This is a genomic window from Synergistota bacterium, assembly GCA_021159885.1.
Taxonomy (GTDB): domain Bacteria; phylum Synergistota; class GBS-1; order GBS-1; family GBS-1; genus AUK310.
Map to the genome: position 1 here is coordinate 1 of JAGHDO010000074.1, position 20,324 is coordinate 20,324.

The following is a 20,324-nucleotide window of genomic DNA, read 5'->3' on the forward strand; positions in this document are numbered from 1 at the left end:
AACCTTATCAATCTTTAACGTCTCCCCCTCCGGAACATCGACTTTTTCAATCTCGACTATGCTACCTCTTTCAACCGCGTATTGTTTCCCGCCCATCTCAATGATAGCGTAAACCATCTCTCCCCTTACCCCCTTTACCATTATACCGAGACTGCAAGCGGAATTCTATCATAGCACATTTCGGGCTGTCAAGGCATTCAAGGTTTCCCAAGCATTTTTCAACAAGTTTCCCTATCGGCGTTTCTCCTCCCGCAAGCCAATAAGCAAAATGTGCATGCAGACACTTTATGCCATTTGGCTTGCCTACCCCACCTATTCCACTTTCCCTTATCACCTGAATATATGAGGGCCATTTTTCACTCAAATAGCGTTTTATTCCTTTCCCTAACAAGGAAAATCTTTCCTCAGCATATCGCTTGTGCGCCAGCTTGAGAGCTCTCCTTAGCTCAAGATCTGAAAGCACAAGATTATGAAAATCTTCTATTTTACCGAGGCTCTCAAGCACACTAATGCCTTCCCTTAGAAAAGGGCATGTCAACCAGTAAAGCGTAGGAAAAGGCTTTCCACCGAGCATTGGAAAGCATTTTATAACCTGTGGATATCCCCACCTACATCTTTTAGCAACGCCTAAGAAACCGCTTATTTTCCTTTTAAGCTGATACCTGACTATTTCAAGATCCTTGAAGTAATCTTTTCCACCACGGCACATTAAGCTTGAGCAGGTACTCCATTCTCCTTTCAAAAATCCTGGCTATTTTCGAATCATGTATTATAACCAGGTTCTCTTGATTCCTTTTTTCAGCACTTGCAGTCCAGTTATAACTTCCCGTTATAACTATTTTGCTATCGATCACACAAAACTTGTTATGCATTAAACCTGGCATTCTATCATAAACAACGAAGATACCTCTCTTTGCGAGGTATCTTCCCTTTGAAAACCTCTCCTCTGCCTGATGCCTATCTAGGAGAACTCTAACCCTCACTCCCCTCTCATGCGCTCTGATGAGGGCTCTCGCGAGCTCGCGACTCGTAAAGGAAAACATCGCTACATCTATAAAACTCTTAGCGGAATCCAACAGACTTACTATCCTATCCGCACATCCACCATTAGGGCTAAAATAAACCTCTATGACTAAGGAATTAGCTGCTCCACAAAATAACAGGGAAAGGATAACCACTATAAGGAAAGCTCTCTTTATCTTCATAAGTTTAACTCGCCTCCCTGAAGGAGGTCAAAATAACTTTATATCCTCTACTATGCAGAGTTTTTATCAGATCAGGCCTCTCGCTCTTTCCCTCGAAGATTCCAAAAACGGTTGAACCGCTACCTGACATCGACGAAAAGAGTGCTCCTTTCTTTTCAAAAATATTCTTAACTTCCGCAAGATCCGGATAGCGCGAAAAAACCACTTTTTCAAGATCATTTCTTAAAATTCGCTTTAACAGACTCCAATTCCCTTCTTTAAAGGCAGAAAGTATCAGCCCTATATCTGGCATTTCTGAATAAGGAGGCTTAAACCACGAATATACATCTGCCGTTTTTAAACCATACCATGGAACTGCAAGAATAACCCGCACATCCGTATTCAGTGAAAAAGACAACCTCTCTATCCTCTCCCCACGCCCCATAACGAGAGAAAAGCCTCCTTTTATAAAAAAGGGGACATCGCTACCAACCCGCGAAGCTAACATTAAAATATCTCTCTCTTTAAGCGCAACATTATAAAGCTTAAGAACTCCTCTTATAACAGCAGCTGCATCTGAGCTTCCGCCTCCCAACCCTGCGGACAAAGGTATCCTCTTCTTCAGCAGAACTTTAACCCCACCTTCTATGCCCAAGCTCTGATTTAAAATCGAAATCGCCCGCTTAACGATATTTTCATCCTTAATTGATTCCCCAACAACGATTACATCGCTTTCCTTAGACATCCAGAGGACTATGTCATCGCTTAAAGATATCTCATGCATAAAAGTGACTATCTCATGATAACCATCTTTTCTTCTTCCAAGTACCCATAATCCAAGGTTTATCTTAGCAAATGCCTTCTCTTTTATAGCAGTTTCTGGCGCGTGGAACAGAGCTCGACCTCTACCTCCTTTGTCAGAAGCTCAGCATAACTATAGGAAACGATATGCCCAACACCGATAACTTTAACGGTAAAGAGGCAGGGGTATGTTTCTTTTATTATTCCATATCTTTCCTCAACTCGTCTCCTTCCTTTATTAGCCCTTACCTTCACCTCCTCCCCAAGATGAGCTTCTATTATCTTTCTTATGTCATTGAGAGATTTTTGCACCTCTCTCACCACCTGCCTTCTACCTACCACCCCATGTAAATCAAGCTAACCCTTATTACCCCATCTCCAAAAATCCCGGGAAGGTTATACACCTTCCCTTTAACCGATATAGCATTTTTATATCTACCACTCACTCTGATGTAAACGGGATCTGGAAGCTCTCGCCAAATATCATAAAAGATCATACGCCCTTTTCTATCAAGAACATATTTACCTTCATCTCCAGATGGATTTCCCGCTCCCCCTGTAAGAACACTTTCGCTAAAAAGGTAAAATTTTCCCCCTTTAAATACCCAGCAATCCTCAACGGGAAACAACGCATAAGAGTGAATATAAGAATAAAAAACCTTTTCTCCATCACTTAACGGGATAAGTACCCTTTTTTTTCCCGCGGAGAGAGAAAGGAAGGGTATTACAATTATTAGAAGATACAGTAGCGCCTTTCTACTTAACCATTCCTTTCTGCCGATAGTATTTCTTAGCTCCCTCATGAAGGGGTACGCTCACCCCATCAAGAGCACTATCGAGGGTTATAAGCTTGGCTTTCGAATGAACGTTATAAATTTCGCTTATGTGATCAAAAGCTCCCCTTACAACCTTATAAATGAGATCCGCGGGCACCCTTGAATCCGCTATCCACATAGCCATAACCGAAAGAGTAGGGACATCCATCCGCTGATTTCTGTAAGTCCCCGCTGGTATAACGCTTTTAGTAAACCATGGATATTTTTTCCTTACTCTTCTTATAAACTCATCACTAAAGGGAACTATAACCACATCCCTCGCAGTAGCAACATCGATTATGGCGCGCGCTGGACAACCCACCGTATAAAAAAAGGCATCTATTTGGCCATCTTTCATTCTCTGAGCTGCAGTCCCACTACCCACATAGCTAACCACCATATCTTTGTATGAAAGCCCCGCTTCTTTGAGGATCAATCTCACATCTATTTCAGTTCCACTACCAGGTTTTCCGACTGCAACCCTCTTACCTTTAAGATCATAAATGGCTTCTATTTGGGAGCTTTTTAGAGCCACAAGGTGTATCATCTCCGGATAAAGAGAAGCAATAGCTCTTATATTCGTTATAGGCTTTTTAAATAGATATTTACCCTCGTATGCCCAATTAGCTACATCATTTTGAGCGAAAGCCATCTCCGTCTCATGCCTGCCTATTAGATTACAGTTAGCTACGGATGCATTTCCCGTTTCAACTATTATCGTCACCTCAGAAACATATTTATTAACGAGATTAGCGATCGCCTCGCCTATAGGATAATATGTTCCCCCCGTACTTCCCGTTACTATCGACATATAGATTTTCCCCGCCAGTGCTTGCCCCGAAATTCCTCCTATTAAGAAGAAAGCAATCAAGAAAATTAAACACTTTTTGCGGAAAACAAAATCGCCTCCTTAAATCTTAAGTTCAAAGCTAAGATGGGTTCCCACCTTAGCGTCAACAAACCCTTTAAACTCAAATAGCCTGTATATGAGAGATCCAGAGCAATGACATGGAGCGAGAACGTCTATTTCCTCACGTGATAGATAATCTACCGTCTTTCTTATACTCTCCTCGGGCTGTCCTAAACCATGAAATCCTCCAATAAGCGCATGAACTTTTTCAACGCCCAATACCTTCTTGCCATGCTCGATGATATTTATGACTCCACTATGACCACACCCTGAAAGAACTATAAGTCCCTCTTTACCTTCTATGTACAGGGAAGTATCATCCGGAACGCTATCTATAACCATACCCTTATCATCCCTAACCGGATGTATCGGATTGCCTTCTAACCTTGGAATAGTTCCGGAAAACCAGATTCCCTCTCTAATCATAAAGGGGGAATCTTTCTTAATTAACTGAACCCCCATATCACTAAGGTCGTTCTCCGTTGAGTTCATCCTTATGGAAGCTTTCCTATCAAAAGCGAGAGGATGTATAACGATAGGGAACTCCTTTTCCCCTATAAACCGTAAGATTTGAATAAGATCATTCGCATGATCATAATGACCATGAGATATAACTATCGTGTTTATTTTTCTAATATCTTTTTTCAAGAGATAAGCATTGTGTAGAAGAGCATCAAAGCTTGGTCCAACATCATAAAGGATATTAAACCCGTCCTCCACTTCAAGGAACACAGATAATCCATGCCTTCCCACTACACCATATGGAGACTTACTTACCCTGTTTTCAATAAGAAAAGTCAATTCCACCCTCACAGCCCTAATTCCTCCGAGATAGCTTGCATAGCACTTAATCCAAGCTCTATAAAGTCTTCAAGCTCTACACCAAAATCCTGACAGCTTTTTATCTGATTCCTGTCAGCCCCAGCTGCAAACCTCTTTTCCTTAAATCTCTTCATGACAAACTTCACATCAATGGATGCCAACTTTTTCGTAGGGTGTATTAACGCCGACGCAACGATAAGCCCCGTTAGGGGATCTACCGCATATAGAGCCTTTTCAAGAAGGGTTTCTGGCATCGCTTCGGGATGACCAGCGTGAGCTATAATGGCTCTCGCCATATCATCTGGAAGATCATAACCCTCCTTCTTTATTATCTCAACGGTTCTATAACCGTGCCTGCTAAAGTTGTTCTTAGTTTCGAGGTAATCGATATCATGAAGCAATCCCGTTAAAGCCCATTTCTCCTTATCCTCACCAAGCTTTTCGGCAAGTGCCCTCATAACAGCTTCCGTCGCCAAAAGGTGCTTTTTCATATTAGCATCACGAACATACTTTTCTATGAGCTTAAGCGCATCCTCTCTTGATATTTTACCCACTTTTAAATCCCCCCTTTATAGTATATAATAGGTTGATAAATTCCTTTTGTCAAGCTCACAAGTAGAAGCTTTACATCCCTAAAGGCAAAGGTTATAATCATCCAAAAGCTAAAGTTCAGAAAAGGAGGTGCAAAGATTGCTTTTAGAAACTGAATCCATACTTTCAATTATTGAAGAATTTGAAAAAGGAAAACCTATAGTCATGCCTATTTATCCATCTGCGGTATATGAGTTCCTAAAAGAGGAAGAAGAACTAAACATAATCTGGAGGAAGGAAACCGGCTACAGATATGGCAGGTGGAGCAACCCTACCGTTAGAGCCCTCGAGAAGAAAATGGCACAGATGGAAAGATGCGAAGATGGGTTATGCTTCTCATCTGGTATGGGAGGCATAACAGCTACCCTTTTTGCTTTCCTAAGCGAAGGTGGAAAAATGCTTATAATAAAGGAAGTTTACGGCGATACACTGAGTTTTGTCAGAGAGTTCCTCCCGAGATGCGGAGTTGAAATATATGTGCACTCCATAGAGGAAAGAGATGAAATAGATAGAAGAATTGATGAAGGGTTAGACCTTCTATATCTTGAAAGTCCCACTAACCCCACTCTTAGAGTGATAGATATCAAAAACATAACGATGAAAGCTAAGGCGAAGGGTATAAAGGTGGTAGTCGACAACACGTTTGCAACGCCCATAAACCAGAAACCTCGCCTTTTTGGAGCCGATGTAATAGTTCACAGTGCTACGAAATACTTAGGTGGGCATAACGATACCATGGGAGGAATAGTCGTTGGGAGCAGAGAAGATATATCCAAGATATGGGTTATAAGGAGATTATTTGGCAATCTTATGAGTCCTTTCGATGCCTATCTCATTTTAAGAGGGATCAAGACCTTAGCCCTGAGAGTGGAGAAGCAAAATGAAAGCGCCATGAAATTAGCCAAATGGTTGGAGAAACACCCGAAAATAAGAAAGGTATTCTACCCAGGGCTTGAGTCCCATCCCGATTATGAGATAGCCAAAGCTCAGATGAGAGGCTTTGGGGGAATGATAGCCTTTGACATAGATACAAATGCAGATGGAGCAGCATACTTTATGGACTCGCTTAAGCTTATAAGAAAAGCACCAAGTTTAGGATCGGTTGAATCCATAGCCACGCGTCCCGCCTTTACCTCCCATCGAAATCTCTCGAAGGAGGAAAAGGAACGACTTGGAATAACTGAAACGCTTATAAGACTATCCGTTGGAATCGAAAATGTCGAAGATCTCAAGGAAGACATAGATAGAGCCCTTAAAGATGTTTAGCGAAGGCGTAATCTTAGGATTTGCTACTGCGGCCTTTTGGGGAGCTTCTCCTATACTCTATCGCTGGGGAGGAGAGAATCTATCCTCAGTTGAGATAAACTTCGTCAGAACTGTGGGAGCTTTCGCTTCCGTGATAATCGTTAATCTCATCATGAACTCCTGGAAACTTATAATAGTACAAGTTCCTTTTTGGGTATGGGGATTATTCTGTGTTTCCCTCTTATTCGGGCTATTTATAGGTGATAGTTTGTTTTTCAGCGGTATAAAGCTTATAGGCGTTGGAAGATGCACCGTAATAAGCTCCTCCTATCCCCTGACGACCATGCTATTTGCCTCGATATTTCTAAACGAGAAGATGAGCTTTAAGTTCTTAATAGCAGGATTAATAATAGTTTTGGGTGTCTATCTTCTATATGACGAGGAGAGCCCCACAGGAAATCCCAAAGACATGGCTATAAAAGGTTATATATTATCGTTAGGCGTTTCCTTATCATGGGGATTATCACTCGCTCTTATAAAGATTATTTCAGATTATTTTAGTCCAGTATCTTTCATGACCTGGAGAGTAGGCATACTCCTGATAATCACCCTCGTATCTATGGGCTTCAAGTTTAGAAAGCTCTCACCTGCCTTGAAAAAACCAAAGAATTGGTTTATCTTAGGAATGGCTGGTACTGTGGGAATAGGAGTCAGCTATCTTACCTTTGTTAGAGCTTTGCAGTTAGCTCCAGTCTCCCAGATAGGAATAATAACGGGAACAAGCCCACTTTTAACGACCCTTCTCGCTGCCCTCTTCTATCACGAAAAAATAACCCTAAGAAGCGGTCTTGGCAGCGGACTTATCATAGCCGGTGGGCTTCTGGCCTCGATATAAAAGGGGGTGAAAAACCTATTGATTTCGCTCAAAGATGTTAAGGAAGCACGGGAACGTATAGGGAAATTCGTACATAAAACCCCTATAGATTCTTCTAAAACGCTCAGTCTCCTTTCGGGATGCGATATCTATCTCAAGTTAGAAAACCTTCAGAAAACGGGTTCCTATAAGGTTAGAGGAGCATTTAACAAGGTGTTAAAGCTCAAAGAAAAGGGGATTAAGAACGGTGTAATAGCAGCTTCGGCAGGAAATCATGCTCAAGGTGTAGCTTATGCAGCCTCTAAGAGCAGATTACCATCGGTAATAGTTATGCCAGAAACCGCTCCGATATCAAAGATTTCTGCAACGAAAAGTTATGGAGCTGAAGTCGTCCTCTGGGGAGAAGATTTCGACTCATCTTATACCAAAGCTATCGAAATATCCAAGGAGCGACATTTAACCTTCATCCACGCTTTCGATGATCCAGATATTATAGCGGGGCAGGGAACCATAGCCTTGGAAATTATAGAGAGCTTGGATGACCTCGACCTTGTAATAGCACCTATCGGCGGTGGAGGATTAATTTCAGGTATAAGTTTAGCTATAAAGGAATCCAAACCAAACACGAGAGTAATAGGAGTCCAAGCCGAAGGAGCAGCTTCCATGTATCTCTCCATCAAAGAGGGAAAACCGATAAAAATAGAACGCGTTAATACCATAGCAGATGGAATAGCAGTTAGAAAACCTGGGGAAATCACCTTCAACATTATTCAAAAATACGTGGATGATATAGTGCTCGTATCCGACGAGGAAATAGCCTCTGCAATCCTCTTCCTTATAGAGAGGGCTAAGCTTATCGCTGAAGCTGCGGGAGCAGTAGGTGTGGCAGCAGCCATCAGCGGGAAAATCCCTTTGAAGGGAGCTAAAACACTCATAGTAATAAGCGGAGGAAACATAGATGTGAATATGATGGCACGTCTTATAGAGAGAGGTTTAATAAAAACAGGGAGACTCCTTAAGTTCTCCACCACCCTACCTGATAGACCTGGGGCTCTGGCAGGTTTACTCAACATAGTAGCAAGAGAGCGCGGTAATGTGATATCTATAAGCCACGACAGGATAAACTTGAGAGTTAGACCTGCTGAAGCAGAAGTAAGTGTAACGATAGAGACATCTGGAGAGGAGCACATAAGAAAGATATTAAAAAGCCTTAAAGATAACGGATATAAAATAAAGCTCGAGTGGTGAAAGGAGGGTTAAAGAGTGAGAAGAAGAATTTCAACAAACTTAGCTCCTCAAGCTATAGGGCCTTATAGCCAAGCAATAGCTTGTGGAGATTTCCTTTTCGTTTCCGAGCAAATAGCTATAGATCCTTCAAGCGGTAGACTTATCGAAGGAGATATAAAGGATCAGACAAGGAGGGTTCTGGAAAACATAAAAGCTATAGTTGAAGCGGCAGGCGGGAAGATGAGTGATATTGTGAAAACCACGTGCTTTCTCGCTAACTTAGAGGATTTCAAGGCGTTTAACGAAGCCTATGCTGAGTTCTTCAACGAAGATCCTCCCGCCCGCACAACAGTAGAAGTAAGCTCTCTACCAAAGGAAGCACTTATAGGGATAGATGCTATAGCCTATATTAGAGAAAAGTGAGACCTTTTAAGATTTAAAGTACCGGAAGATACCTCTCAAGCTCGTAGCTCGTAACGCGTATGCGATAGCTATTCCATTCCATCTTTTTATTAGCTATAAACTCTCTAAATACGTGCTCGCCGAGAGCCTCCCTGACGAGAGCACTGTTTTCCGCAAGCGTTATGGCTTCGTAAAGACTACCGGGGAGAGTTCTTATACCGCGTGCTTTTCTTTCCTCTTCCGTCATCTCATAAACGTTTTCCTCCACAGGATCAGGCGGAGTAAGTCCCTCTTTTATACCAGCCAATCCAGCAGCAAGCATAACAGAAAAGGCAAGATAGGGATTACAGGCAGGATCCGGAGAACGATACTCTATTCTCGTTGCTTCCTCTTTTCCAGGCTTGTAGCGAGGAACTCTTATAAGATCAGACCTGTTTTTCTGAGCCCATGTTATGTAAACCGGAGCCTCATATCCAGGAACCAACCTCTTATACGAGTTCACCCACTGACAGGTTATTGCAGTGATCTCGCGGGAATACTTTAAAAGCCCTGCTATAAAGCTCAAGGCGGTATCTGAAAGGTTATATAATCCCGTTGTTGAAAAGAAGGCGTTTTTGCCATCCTTGAACAACGACATATGAGTGTGCATTCCCGAGCCGTTAACTCCAAATATGGGCTTAGGCATGAAGGTGGCGTAAAGCCCATTTCTATAGGCTATCTCCTTAACGACAAATCTGTAGGTCATAACATGGTCTGCCATTGTTAAGGCATCCTTGTATCGAAGGTCTATCTCATGCTGGGAAGGGGCTACCTCATGATGAGCATACTCAACCTCTATACCCATTGCCTCAAGGGCAACAACAGTTTGCTTTCTCAACTCTATAGCTTCATCCCTGGGTATCATGTCAAAGTATCCCCCATAATCCAGAACATTCGTATCCTTGTTGTTTTTAAAATAGAAATACTCAAGTTCGGGTCCAACGAAGAACTCAAAGCCCATCTTCCCGGCTCTTTCCAAGTTCCTCTTAAGCACATACCTTGGATCACCTTCGAAAGGCTTCATATCCGGTGTGAGAATATCCGCAAACATTCTCGCAGTTCCATTCTCCTCAGGACTCCAGGGTAGCTTGGCAAAAGTTGAGGGATCAGGGAGGGCAAGCATATCACTTTCGTCAATTCTCGTAAAGCCCTTAATGGAAGAACCATCAAATCCCATTCCCTCTGTAAACGCTCTTTCAAGTTCCTCCTCAGTTATAGTGAATCCCTTAAGAAAGCCAAGTATGTCGGTGAACCATATCTCAATAAATCTTATTTTCTCATCCCTAACCCTCTTTAGAACAGCTTCTATTAGCTCATCCCTATTCACAAAGAAGCACCTCCCGTTTTTTTATTACTTATTATCCCTCCTCTGCGATAAAGCGAATCCCAGAGAAAGGAAGTTTTCCTTAAGAAGATCAAGGTAGCTCGAAACCTTTGGCGTCAATCTAATGAGCAACTTAACGAGCGTTAATCCCTTAGGCAGAGATACATCACATGGATTATCTGGATTATCGATTAGAACACCTTTTAAAGACTCGATTTTATCTAAGGAAACTCTCACTTCTTTCAAACCTATTTCCTTTAATAAATATGAGAAATGGGGGGAGAGAGTATACACCATTTTTCCCTTATGTCTTGCCATAGTCCATCGTCCATCCTTAAAGGTTCCCTCAATAGCAACTGTGTATCTTGCGAGATTTCTCTGATAATAGCTTTCTCCTTCCGGATCAAGCTTTTTTAGCATCCTAGAAACTCTGTATATGAAATTCTCTACAGCCAAGGCATCGAATATCTCATACGGGTTATCATCTATTCGAGGAATATAGCCTAAAAGATGCTCCTCAGGGAACCTTCGATCCCTTGAGATTATATATCTATAAACCTCTGGCTCAAGTTCTTTACCAAGCCAAAAAGCAACTTTTATCTCTCTCCACTTGGGAAAAAGTTCCACCTTAATTCTTCTACCTCCCACATTCTTAATGAGATCAGCCACAAGAGGAGAGGATGCTCCCACTGTAATGAGGGAAACACCCGAAAATGCTATAGACTGGAAGAAAAGCAAAAAAGTAAGAAAGCACAGAAAGACCCCTCCTAAAAATCTCATGGCCTCTTCTCTCTCACCTCCACGATAGAGAATTATACCCCTCTTAACTCTCGAGGTCAAAAGACTGTGGTATAATCTAAAAACGGTGGTAACAGATGAAAAAAGAAGGGGAAAAAAACGAAAGTAAAAAAGATAGGAACGAAAAAAACTCTCAGAGAAGTCTTCTTAGAATAATACTATTTGCTTTTCTAATATCTACCGGAATAGTCCTCGGAATAATAGGGGGAATCGTATATTCTTGGTATAGAACTCTTCCTGACATCTCAATACTTGAAAAGCACGAGCCAAGCTTTACAACACAAATATACGACTGCAAAGGTAGAGTCATCGCAAACCTCTTTGAGGAAAATAGAATATGGGTTCCTTTAAACAAAATACCTAAATATTTGATATACGCCGTATTAGCTGCTGAAGATAGCGACTTCTATTACCATCACGGTATAAACATCAAGGGGATTATAAGAGCTGCTTGGGCAAACCTTAAAAGTAGAAGAATAGTTGAGGGGGGAAGCACCATAACTCAGCAGCTTGCTAAAAATCTCTTTTTAACTCCCAGTAAAACCATGAGGAGAAAAATAAAAGAGATGATGCTCGCGCTTCAAATCGAAAATAGATATAGCAAAGATAAGATACTAGAACTCTATCTTAACGAGATCTACTTGGGACATGGAGCTTACGGGGTTCAAGCAGCGGCAAAAACCTATTTTGATAAAAATGTTTGGGAGCTAAATCTTGCTGAGTCTGCACTCATAGCCGCTTTAATAAAGGCACCGGAAAAATACTCTCCCTATAAAAACCTTAAAAGGGCATTAACACGGCAAAGATACGTTATAAGGAGAATGGAAAAGCTCGGCTACATAACACACGAAGAAGCTGAAAAGGCTTTAAAGGAACCCTTGATATTCCGAGGGATCAAGGAGATACGAGAGTGGAAAGCTCCATACTTCGTAGCGTATGTTTTGAAAAAACTCTTGAAGAAGTATGGCGCAAAGCAGGTTTACAGAGGAGGACTCAAGGTATATACCACTCTTGATCTCGACTTACAGAAACACGCTGAGGAAGCCTTTTCCAAAGCTCCATCTGAGGGAGCTCTCATAGCAGTTGATCCAAACACAGGATACATAAAGGCGATGGTGGGTGGGAAAAGCTTCAGAAAGAGCCAGTTCAATAGAGCAGTGCAAGCTCATAGACAGCCGGGGTCTGCCTTTAAAGCTTTCGTCTACACAGCAGCATTTGAAACTGGCTTTACAGAGAGCACCCTCGTTGAAGACTCTCCTATAGAGTTCCCCAACGGATGGAAACCAAGGAACTATGATGGCAAATACCACGGTTGGGTAACGATAAGAGAAGCATTTGAGCATTCCTACAATATTGTGGCAGTTAAGGTAGCACAAGAAGTAAAGCCCAGAAAAATTATAGAGTGCGCGAGAAAAATGGGAATTGAGAGCCCCCTTCCTAACGACCTTTCGATCGCTTTGGGGTCAGCAGATGTAACACCTCTTGAAATGGCAGCAGCCTACGCTTGTATTGCAAACGAGGGATATAAAATCAAACCTATAGCCATTCTCGAAGTAAGAGATCAAGATGGTAAGCTTCTCGAAAAGAACCTTCCCTCGAAGGAAAAAGTTCTCAGAAGCGACATAGCCTATCTCATGATAGACATGATGAGACATGTGGTCCGCAGAGGAACGGGCGTAAGAGCAAGATTAAATAGACCCTGCGCTGGAAAAACTGGCACTACTAATAACTTCAGCGATGCGTGGTTTATAGGATTTACACCTGATCTGGTTGCAGCAGTCTATCTTGGAAATGATGATCATACCCCTCTGGGTAAAAAGGGAGCTACGGGAGGAAGACTCGCTGCCCCTATTTGGAAAAGCTTTATGCAGAAAGCCCTTAAGAACGTCCCTCCCCGTGATTTTCCAATACCAGATGACATCGTTTTTGTAAAAGTTTGCGCCCAATCTGGTAAATTGCCGACACCTGCTTGCCCTAAAACTATAGAGGAAGCCTTTATAAAAGGAACTGAGCCAACGGAGTTCTGCGACATCCACGGCTCCCAAAGGGAAGAAATTCAAAGGGAAGAGCCAATCTATGTCCCGCCAGTTCAGAAGCCCTCTCCTCCACCGGAAAAGGAAGAAAAGCTAAATGAAAAGGAGATGGAAGAGATACAGCGAAAGTTTGAGGAACTTCTAAAAAAGTATGGTATCAAAAAATAAACGGGAGGCGAAATAGAGAATGATAAACGAGCTACAAAAAAAGATATCAGAAAATCTAAAGAACGTGAGGAAAAAGTTCGCGGTAATGAGCGGAAAAGGAGGTGTTGGAAAAAGCACGGTTTCAGCAAACCTTGCAGTAGGATTAGCTCTGGAAGGGAAAAAAGTAGGAATACTCGATCTCGACATCCATGGACCTAATATTCCTAAGCTACTCGGCTTGGAGGGAGCTCTTCTGAGCGTTGAGGGAGATAAGATAAAACCTGTTTCCTTCGGTGAGAATCTCAAGGTTGTTTCAATGGCCTTTCTGTTAAAGGATAAGGGTATGCCGGTTATATGGAGAGGTCCCCTTAAAATGAAAGCAATAGGCCAATTCTTAAGTGATGTAGATTGGGGTGAACTTGATTATCTCATAATAGACTTACCACCGGGAACCGGAGATGAACCGCTGAGCTTAGCCCAGCTTCTTGGCAAACTTGACGGTGCCATAATCGTTACAACTCCTCAAGAGGTAGCTCTCCTTGATGTGGAGAAAGCTGTCAACTTCGCGCGGGAGCTCAACATGCCTATTTTAGGAGTGGTGGAAAACATGAGCGGTTTTAAGTGCCCTCATTGTGGAAATGAGATAAACATCTTTGGTAAGGGAGGCGGAGAAAAGGCAGCGAGAGAATGGAACGTGCCCTTTCTTGGAAGAGTTCCCTTCGATCCGAGAGTCGTAGAATGGAGCGATTCGGGAAGGAGCTTCCTGAGAACAGCACCTGAAAGTGAAATATCAAAAGCCTTTTCCAAGGTAATAGAGAGAATCCTTAAGGAGTGATAGAATCCTGAGGAACGTGGAAATAGCAAGAATATTTAATGAAATAGCTGATATACTTGAAATAAAGGGAGATAATCCATTCAAAATAAGGGCATACAGAAAAGCCGCTCAGAACCTTGAAGCTATCAGCGAAAAAATCGAAGATCTTGCGAGAGAGGGAAAGCTGACAAAAATACCGGGAATAGGAAAAGATCTGGCCTCAAAAATAATTGAGTATATCGAAAGCGGAAAAATATCAGATTATGAGAAGCTCAAGGAGGAGGTTCCAGCAACCCTCCTTGAGCTTCTTTCCATTCCCGGCGTAGGTCCCAAAAAAGCAAAACTCTTCTATGAAAGACTCGGCATAAAAAGCATAAAAGAGCTTGAGGAAGCTGCTAAGAAAGGCATGCTCGCGGGACTACCCGGTGTGGGGGCTAAAACTGAGGAAAAAATTCTTAAGGGGATTCTGCTATGGAGAAAAAGCAGAGAGAGAAGACCTCTCGGAAAGATATTACCTATAGCGCAGGAAATAGTCAACGAGCTTAAGAAATGCCCGTCGGTTAAAAAGATAAGTCCAGCAGGTTCGCTTAGAAGAATGAAGGACACCGTCAAGGATTTAGATATACTCGTTGTCTCAAGCGAACCGATGGAGATTATGGAAAGATTCGTTTCTCTTCCATTCGTTATGGAAGTTCTTGGTATGGGACCAACTAAATCAAGCATATTAACTAAGGATGCTTTCCAGATAGATCTCAGGGTTGTGCCAGAGGAGAGTTTCGGTGCCGCCCTTCAGTACTTCACGGGTTCTAAAAACCATAACATACACTTAAGACAATTAGCCCTTAAGAGAAAGCTAAAGGTCAGTGAATATGGGGTATTCAATGCTGAAAATGATAGAAGAATAGCAGGGTATACAGAAGAAGAGGTTTATGAAGCATTGGGCTTGCCTTGGATACCACCAGAGCTAAGAGAAGACAGAGGGGAAATAGAAGCAGCCCTTGAAGAAAAGCTTCCCACCCTAATAGAGCTCAAGGACATAAGAGGGGACCTACACATGCACTCGAAGTGGAGCGATGGAGCCCACACAATAGAAGAACTCGTAAAAAGAGCAATTGAGAAAGGGTATGAATATATCGCGATAACGGATCACTCTAAATCTCTTGGCATAGCACGAGGGCTTGACGAAAGGAGAATACTTGAGCAGATAGAGGAGATAAAAGTCTTACAAGGGAAATATCCGCAGATAAGAATACTAAGCGGAATAGAAGTAGACATTCTGCAGGACGGTAGTTTGGATATAGAAGATGAAGTCTTAGCCAAGCTGGATATCGTAATAGCGTCTGTACACTCTGCATTTAATATGTCTCAGCGGGAAATGACCCATAGAATCTGTAAGGCAATTTCAAACCCTCATGTTGACATAATAGGGCATCCCACTGGTAGAATCATAGGGGAAAGGGAATCTTATCAGGTAGACATGATTCAGATAATAAGGAAAGCTCGCGAGGAAAACGTCGCTCTTGAGATAAACGCTTACCCTCAGAGACTGGATTTAAATGATATAAACGTTAGGATGGCAAAAGAGGCGGGAGTAAAACTCGCGATAAACACAGATGCTCATACCCTCGGACAGCTCGAATTCATGTATCTCGGCGTGGCAACCGCCCGCAGAGGATGGGCTGAAAGGAAAGACGTTATAAACACATGGAGTCTCAAGGAGCTTCTAAGCTGGCTTTGCTCTTAAACGCTTAACCATCTCGTAAAGTATTATACCAGCAGCTACTGAGACATTTAGTGACTGAACCTTACCATACATCGGAATATAAACCCTCATATCGCAGAGCTTTCTCGTGCTTCTATGGAGTCCCTTTCCCTCTCTACCAAGCACCAAAACGCTTGGAGAAGGGTAGTCTGTCTCATCGTATCTTTGACCCCCTTCTAAATCGGCACCTATTATCCAAAAACCGATATCCTTTAGGCGTAGAAGAGAGGAAACCATGCTGTTAACTCTAACTACCCTTAGTCGTGCTACCGCTCCACTTGATGTTTTAACTACAGCTGGAGTGATCCCTGCAGATCTTCGAGAAGGAAGTATAACGCTTTTAACTCCAACCGCCTCGGCTGTTCTCAAAATAGCCCCGAGGTTCCGGGGATCTTCTACCCCATCAAGTGCTACCACTATACTCTCAGAAGGAGAAATTTCATCTAATGAGGCGTAGCGAACGGGTGAAACTATAGCCAGCACTCCCTGGTGCTTAGCATTTCCACAAAGGACATTTATCTTACTTGGGGGGACCTTTTGAACAGGAATTCCTTTCTCCTTAAGCCATTTCTCGAGCTTCCCCCGCCCTGAGGACAGAAGAACCTTAACTACCCTCTCAGGTTGAGACATAGCAAGCTCCTCAACCGCATGAACACCATATACTATCTCTCTTTCTTCCCCCATTTAGACTCAAATATCCTCCTCTTAAGCATCTGAGAATAGAGATCCTCGCCAGTGGCTAATGAAAGCTGGGCAAGGACATGATCAAGCTTTGCACTTATATCATCAGCATAGTGAACAATAAAAGCCTCCGGTAAGGCTGGCTCAATTGGAGAACCCCACTCCCTTCTGCCATGGTGAGAGAGAATAATATGAACAACATCGTCAAGGAGCTCCCTCCAGTAATTCCTCCCATTTTCCTTCCTTATCAGATAAACTCCAATTCTATCAACGAGCATAGCCCCAAGAATGACATGCCCATGAAGCTCTCCCCTCCTCGTTCTTCTTATATAACTCTCAGAAAATTCATACTCCTCAATTTTCCCCACATCGTGAAGAATGGAACCAACCACTACGAGAGGAATAGAAACATGTATATTCTCGGATTTTTTCGCAAGCTCGAGCGCAGTTTCAACAACTCTAAGGGTGTGTTGAAGAAGCCCTCCAATAAAAGCATGGTGATAAATCATAGCTCCCGGGGCTTCCTTAAATAATTTCGCTCTATCTTTTTGAAAAACCAACGTATTCAAAAGGATTCTACCAAAAGCGCATTCATCACTTTCTTCCGAAAGGTTATCCTCAGCTATCTTTTTTAGTTTCATCCACATAAGCTCAATGCTTTCCGCTGGAAGGGAAAACACACCCGGAAAGCTCTCGTACTCACCACGATCAAGAGGTACCGCCCTGGTCAACCTCGCTTCAACCCTTCCCCCTTTCATCTCAACAAATCCAGATGCTAAGACCGCCCTGCCATCTCTTCTTGCACTCTCAAGCTTAGCACAGATATCGGCAAGCATAGTCTCATCATCACAAATGAGATTAGCCCTCAGAAAACCGGTCTTATCCCTAAGGATCATTGAAACAATGGGCTCGCCCGAGGTTCCTCTTCGCCATCTACTTAAGCTATGAATCATAAATAGGTCTTCAAAACTTCCAACAGAACCACTTAGGATATCACACACCATCAAGCGCTTTTTATACATAACTCTCTCTCCCCTAATACTCTTCTTAGAAACTTACCAGTATGAGATCTCTCACATAGAGCTACTTCTTCAGGCGTCCCAGCTGCGACCAAATATCCTCCCTTCTCGCCTCCTTCAGGACCGAGATCTATCACATAATCCGCAACCTTTATAACCTCGAGATTATGTTCTATAACAAGTACCGTATTTCCTGCCTCGACAAGCCTTTGAAGAACCTTTATGAGCTTTTCTATATCAGCGAAGTGCAATCCCGTAGTTGGCTCATCGAGTATATAAAGCGTTTTTCCAGTAGCCTTTTTGGAAAGCTCCGTTGCAAGCTTCACCCTTTGAGCTTCCCCACCCGATAGAGTAGGAGCTGGCTGACCAAGCTTTATATATCCGAGCCCAACATCGCTTAAAAGCTTTAACTTTCTCTTTATGGATGGAATATTAGAGAAGAATTCAAGAGCCTCATCAACGGTCATCTCAAGAACGTCGCTTATGTCTTTACCTTTGTACTTTATCTCAAGCGTCTCCCTATTATATCTCCTACCCTTACAAACATCGCAAGTTATATATACATCGGGCAAAAACTGCATCTCTATCTTTATGACTCCCTGTCCCTGACAAGCCTCACATCTGCCTCCACGAACGTTAAAGCTAAACCTTCCCGGAGTGTATCCTCTTATCTTAGCCTCAGGAAGAGACGCGAAAAATTCTCTTATAGGCGTAAAAGCACCCGTATAAGTAGCAGGATTCGAACGAGGTGTTCTTCCTATAGGACTTTGATCTATTACAACTACCTTATCTATGTGCTCTAAGCCCTCTATAGCATCATGTTCTCCTGGAAGCTCCGGAGAGCGATAAAGTTTTCTCGCAAGCGCTTTATAAAGTATCTCATAAACGAGTGTACTCTTACCTGCCCCTGAGACCCCAGTTATACATACAAAAAGCCCCAATGGTATAACCACATCTATGTTCTTAAGGTTGTACTGCCGTGCCCCTTTTATAACGAGCTTTCTCCTTCCTGGTCTCCTTCTGAAAGGGGGAATGGGTATCCTCTTTCTGCCCGATAGATATGAACCCGTTAGTGATTTCTCATTCTTCAGAAGATCGTTAATGGTGCCTTGCGCAACTACTTTCCCACCATGAACCCCAGCACCGGGACCGAGCTCTATTATGTGGTCTGCCCTTCTTATAGTTAACTCGTCGTGCTCAACAACTACCAGAGTATTTCCAATATCCCTGAGCTTTTCCAGCATATCAAGAAGTCTTTCGGTATCCCGAGGATGAAGACCTATAGTAGGTTCATCAAGAACATATAAAACACCCGTAAGTCCCGAGCCTATTTGCGTGGCAAGTCTTATCCTTTGAGCCTCTCCTCCAGAGAGGGTATAACCAGGTCTTGCAAGGGTCAAATAATCGACACCAACATTGAGAAGAAAATCAAGCCTTGAAACTATCTCCTTAACAGGTAGTTTAGCTATAAACCTGCTTCTTTCGTCAAGCTTAAGGTTCTCAAAGAATTCCTTAAGCTCCCGTACCGACATAAGAGTAAGCTCATAAATATTCTTCCCTGCTATCTTTATCGCAAGCGCTTCCTCCTTTAAGCGAGCCCCTTTACAAACCGGACATGGAGTAAAGCGCATAAATCTTTCAAGCTCCTCCTTGACTGCCTCAGACTCCGTTTCCCTATATCTCCTCTCAAGCTGGGGGATTATACCTTCGAAATGCCCTTCATACTCATAAACGCCCCTTCGAGTATAGTACTTAAAGGGGAGAACCTCATCTGAACCATAAAGTATAATTTTTTTCGCTTCATCAGATAGATCCCGGAAAGGAATATCCAGCGAGAAGCCATATCTTTGAGCTAAAATCTCCAGTTTTCTCATATAAAATTCCTCAAATCTGCTACCTCTCCAGGGTCTTATAGCGCCATCCTTAATAGAAAGTTCCTCATCTACAACGAGATCTGGAGCAAATTCTATCTTGACACCCAAGCCATCACAGGCTGGACATGCTCCATAAGGACTATTAAACGAGAAAAGACGAGGTTCTATCTCCGGAAGACTAATATCACAATAGGGACAAGCGAACCTCTCAGAAAGCAATATCTCTTCGCCTTTCTCCGTTAAAACGATAGCAAGCCCTTTAGATAACCTAAGAGCCTGCTCTAATGAATCGTATATTCTACTTTCATTTTCTCTCTTCACTAATAAGCGATCTACAATCACATCTATATCGTGTTTCTTAGCCTTATCGAGTTTTATTTCCTCCTCAAGCCACAGAATCAAGCCGTCCACTCTGACCCTTAGGAAACCTTCTTTTCTGAGTTCAAGAAATAGATTCTTAAACTCCCCCTTCCTTCCCCTCACAACAGGAGATAGTATCTGAACTTTCAAGCCTTCAGGAAGCGAAAGGATTTTATCTACCATTTGATCGACAGTTTGTCTTTCTATTCTTCTACCACATTTAGGACAGTGAGGTACGCCTATTCTCGCAAATAGAAGTCTAAGATAGTCGTATATCTCTGTAATCGTCCCAACAGTAGATCTCGGGTTCTTAGGAACTCCTCTCTGATCTATAGATATCGCAGGAGAAAGCCCCTCCACTGCATCAACATCGGGTTTTTCCATTCTACCCAAAAACTGACGTGCATACGCTGACAAAGATTCTACATACCTCCGCTGCCCCTCGGCATATATGGTATCGAAGGCTAAGGAGGACTTTCCGGAACCGGAAACACCCGTTATGACGACAAGCTTATACTTAGGTATCTCAAGATCTATGTTTTTCAAATTATGCTCTCTCGCTCCTTTTATGATTATCCTATCGTATGACAAAGCCTAAAAGC

At 42.6% G+C, this 20,324-nt stretch carries 21 protein-coding genes; 7 read left to right on the forward strand and 14 right to left on the reverse strand.

Features of this window, described 5'->3' with window-relative positions; all coding sequences use genetic code 11:
• The 9 genes from J7M13_07495 to J7M13_07535 form a co-directional block, all read right to left on the reverse strand.
• Nucleotides 1-141 (reverse strand): bL21 family ribosomal protein (locus tag J7M13_07495; protein ID MCD6363820.1); only part of this gene is annotated, 141 nt, incomplete at its 3' end.
• The gene (locus J7M13_07500; GenBank protein ID MCD6363821.1) at nucleotides 98-709 is read right to left on the reverse strand and encodes a DUF501 domain-containing protein; all 612 of its coding nucleotides are present in this window, start codon (nucleotides 707-709) and stop codon (nucleotides 98-100) included. The genes J7M13_07500 and J7M13_07495, both read right to left, overlap by 44 nt.
• Nucleotides 672-1,205, reverse strand: coding sequence for a phospholipase D family protein (locus J7M13_07505; GenBank protein ID MCD6363822.1), 534 nt, complete (start codon nucleotides 1,203-1,205; stop codon nucleotides 672-674). The genes J7M13_07500 and J7M13_07505 overlap by 38 nt, the downstream gene beginning before the upstream one ends.
• Nucleotides 1,206-1,209: 4 nt before the next feature.
• Nucleotides 1,210-2,079, reverse strand: a complete 870-nt coding sequence (ispE, locus tag J7M13_07510; protein MCD6363823.1) for a 4-(cytidine 5'-diphospho)-2-C-methyl-D-erythritol kinase — start codon at nucleotides 2,077-2,079, stop codon at nucleotides 1,210-1,212.
• Nucleotides 2,052-2,297, reverse strand: a complete 246-nt coding sequence (locus J7M13_07515) for a Veg family protein (protein MCD6363824.1) — start codon at nucleotides 2,295-2,297, stop codon at nucleotides 2,052-2,054. Before J7M13_07515 ends, ispE begins: the two co-directional genes overlap by 28 nt.
• Before the next feature lie 23 nt (nucleotides 2,298-2,320).
• The gene (locus tag J7M13_07520; protein ID MCD6363825.1) at nucleotides 2,321-2,788 is read right to left on the reverse strand and encodes a DUF1850 domain-containing protein; all 468 of its coding nucleotides are present in this window, start codon (nucleotides 2,786-2,788) and stop codon (nucleotides 2,321-2,323) included.
• Complete coding sequence (locus J7M13_07525) at nucleotides 2,742-3,677, reverse strand: TAXI family TRAP transporter solute-binding subunit (GenBank protein MCD6363826.1); 936 nt, start codon at nucleotides 3,675-3,677, stop codon at nucleotides 2,742-2,744. Before J7M13_07525 ends, J7M13_07520 begins: the two co-directional genes overlap by 47 nt.
• A gap of 33 nt (nucleotides 3,678-3,710) precedes the next feature.
• Nucleotides 3,711-4,523, reverse strand: a complete 813-nt coding sequence (locus J7M13_07530; GenBank protein MCD6363827.1) for an MBL fold metallo-hydrolase — start codon at nucleotides 4,521-4,523, stop codon at nucleotides 3,711-3,713.
• Nucleotides 4,520-5,023 carry an HDIG domain-containing protein gene (locus J7M13_07535; protein MCD6363828.1) on the reverse strand — a complete coding sequence of 168 codons (504 nt, stop codon included), beginning with the start codon at nucleotides 5,021-5,023 and terminating at the stop codon, nucleotides 4,520-4,522. Before J7M13_07535 ends, J7M13_07530 begins: the two co-directional genes overlap by 4 nt.
• A gap of 199 nt (nucleotides 5,024-5,222) precedes the next feature.
• On the opposite strand from J7M13_07535, the gene J7M13_07540 reads away from it, so the two are divergent.
• The 4 genes from J7M13_07540 to J7M13_07555 are packed head-to-tail and all read left to right on the forward strand — an operon-like array spanning nucleotide 5,223 to nucleotide 8,892.
• Nucleotides 5,223-6,389 (forward strand): aminotransferase class I/II-fold pyridoxal phosphate-dependent enzyme, encoded by a 1,167-nt coding sequence (locus J7M13_07540; protein MCD6363829.1) that lies wholly within the window; start codon nucleotides 5,223-5,225, stop codon nucleotides 6,387-6,389.
• On the forward strand, nucleotides 6,382-7,263 hold the full coding sequence (locus J7M13_07545; GenBank protein ID MCD6363830.1) for a DMT family transporter: 882 nt from the start codon (nucleotides 6,382-6,384) through the stop codon (nucleotides 7,261-7,263). Before J7M13_07540 ends, J7M13_07545 begins: the two co-directional genes overlap by 8 nt.
• A gap of 18 nt (nucleotides 7,264-7,281) precedes the next feature.
• A complete protein-coding gene (locus J7M13_07550) occupies nucleotides 7,282-8,490 on the forward strand; it encodes a threonine ammonia-lyase (protein ID MCD6363831.1) in 1,209 nt (402 codons plus the stop codon).
• 15 nt (nucleotides 8,491-8,505) lie between these two features.
• Entirely contained in the window at nucleotides 8,506-8,892 is a 387-nt protein-coding gene (locus tag J7M13_07555) for a RidA family protein (GenBank protein MCD6363832.1), read from the forward strand.
• 13 nt (nucleotides 8,893-8,905) lie between these two features.
• Here the strand turns inward: J7M13_07555 and J7M13_07560 are convergent, their stop codons facing one another.
• Both J7M13_07560 and J7M13_07565 read right to left on the reverse strand, forming a co-directional pair.
• A complete protein-coding gene (locus tag J7M13_07560; protein MCD6363833.1) occupies nucleotides 8,906-10,237 on the reverse strand; it encodes a glutamine synthetase in 1,332 nt (443 codons plus the stop codon).
• 24 nt (nucleotides 10,238-10,261) lie between these two features.
• Complete coding sequence (locus J7M13_07565; GenBank protein MCD6363834.1) at nucleotides 10,262-11,014, reverse strand: hypothetical protein; 753 nt, start codon at nucleotides 11,012-11,014, stop codon at nucleotides 10,262-10,264.
• A 95-nt stretch (nucleotides 11,015-11,109) separates the two neighbouring features.
• Between J7M13_07565 and J7M13_07570 the strand changes: the two genes are divergently transcribed.
• The 3 genes from J7M13_07570 to polX are packed head-to-tail and all read left to right on the forward strand — an operon-like array spanning nucleotide 11,110 to nucleotide 15,770.
• Nucleotides 11,110-13,233 carry a PBP1A family penicillin-binding protein gene (locus J7M13_07570; protein MCD6363835.1) on the forward strand — a complete coding sequence of 708 codons (2,124 nt, stop codon included), beginning with the start codon at nucleotides 11,110-11,112 and terminating at the stop codon, nucleotides 13,231-13,233.
• Between the two features lie 19 nt (nucleotides 13,234-13,252).
• Nucleotides 13,253-14,047, forward strand: a complete 795-nt coding sequence (locus J7M13_07575; GenBank protein ID MCD6363836.1) for an Mrp/NBP35 family ATP-binding protein — start codon at nucleotides 13,253-13,255, stop codon at nucleotides 14,045-14,047.
• A gap of 7 nt (nucleotides 14,048-14,054) precedes the next feature.
• Nucleotides 14,055-15,770 (forward strand): DNA polymerase/3'-5' exonuclease PolX, encoded by a 1,716-nt coding sequence (gene polX / locus J7M13_07580; GenBank protein ID MCD6363837.1) that lies wholly within the window; start codon nucleotides 14,055-14,057, stop codon nucleotides 15,768-15,770.
• Here polX and rlmB read toward each other — a convergent pair.
• Genes rlmB through uvrA form a run of 3 tightly spaced genes read right to left on the reverse strand, consistent with a single transcriptional unit; the run spans nucleotide 15,750 to nucleotide 20,313 of the window.
• On the reverse strand, nucleotides 15,750-16,472 hold the full coding sequence (gene rlmB / locus J7M13_07585) for a 23S rRNA (guanosine(2251)-2'-O)-methyltransferase RlmB (GenBank protein MCD6363838.1): 723 nt from the start codon (nucleotides 16,470-16,472) through the stop codon (nucleotides 15,750-15,752). The two genes, polX and rlmB, sit on opposite strands and share 21 nt — an antisense overlap.
• Complete coding sequence (locus tag J7M13_07590; protein ID MCD6363839.1) at nucleotides 16,451-17,491, reverse strand: HD domain-containing protein; 1,041 nt, start codon at nucleotides 17,489-17,491, stop codon at nucleotides 16,451-16,453. Before J7M13_07590 ends, rlmB begins: the two co-directional genes overlap by 22 nt.
• Nucleotides 17,473-20,313 carry an excinuclease ABC subunit UvrA gene (gene uvrA / locus J7M13_07595; GenBank protein MCD6363840.1) on the reverse strand — a complete coding sequence of 947 codons (2,841 nt, stop codon included), beginning with the start codon at nucleotides 20,311-20,313 and terminating at the stop codon, nucleotides 17,473-17,475. Before uvrA ends, J7M13_07590 begins: the two co-directional genes overlap by 19 nt.
• Between the last annotated feature and the right edge of the window lie 11 nt (nucleotides 20,314-20,324).

Coding starts and splice junctions, on each gene's coding strand:
- J7M13_07500 (MCD6363821.1), bottom strand. CDS start 709: ATGTGCCGTGGTGGAAAAGATTACTTCAAGGATCTTGAAATAGTCAGG.
- J7M13_07505 (MCD6363822.1), bottom strand. CDS start 1,205: ATGAAGATAAAGAGAGCTTTCCTTATAGTGGTTATCCTTTCCCTGTTA.
- J7M13_07520 (MCD6363825.1), bottom strand. CDS start 2,788: ATGAGGGAGCTAAGAAATACTATCGGCAGAAAGGAATGGTTAAGTAGA.
- J7M13_07535 (MCD6363828.1), bottom strand. CDS start 5,023: ATGAAAAAGCACCTTTTGGCGACGGAAGCTGTTATGAGGGCACTTGCC.
- J7M13_07545 (MCD6363830.1), top strand. CDS start 6,382: ATGTTTAGCGAAGGCGTAATCTTAGGATTTGCTACTGCGGCCTTTTGG.
- J7M13_07565 (MCD6363834.1), bottom strand. CDS start 11,014: ATGAGATTTTTAGGAGGGGTCTTTCTGTGCTTTCTTACTTTTTTGCTT.
- J7M13_07570 (MCD6363835.1), top strand. CDS start 11,110: ATGAAAAAAGAAGGGGAAAAAAACGAAAGTAAAAAAGATAGGAACGAA.
- J7M13_07575 (MCD6363836.1), top strand. CDS start 13,253: ATGATAAACGAGCTACAAAAAAAGATATCAGAAAATCTAAAGAACGTG.
- rlmB (MCD6363838.1), bottom strand. CDS start 16,472: ATGGGGGAAGAAAGAGAGATAGTATATGGTGTTCATGCGGTTGAGGAG.
- J7M13_07590 (MCD6363839.1), bottom strand. CDS start 17,491: ATGTATAAAAAGCGCTTGATGGTGTGTGATATCCTAAGTGGTTCTGTT.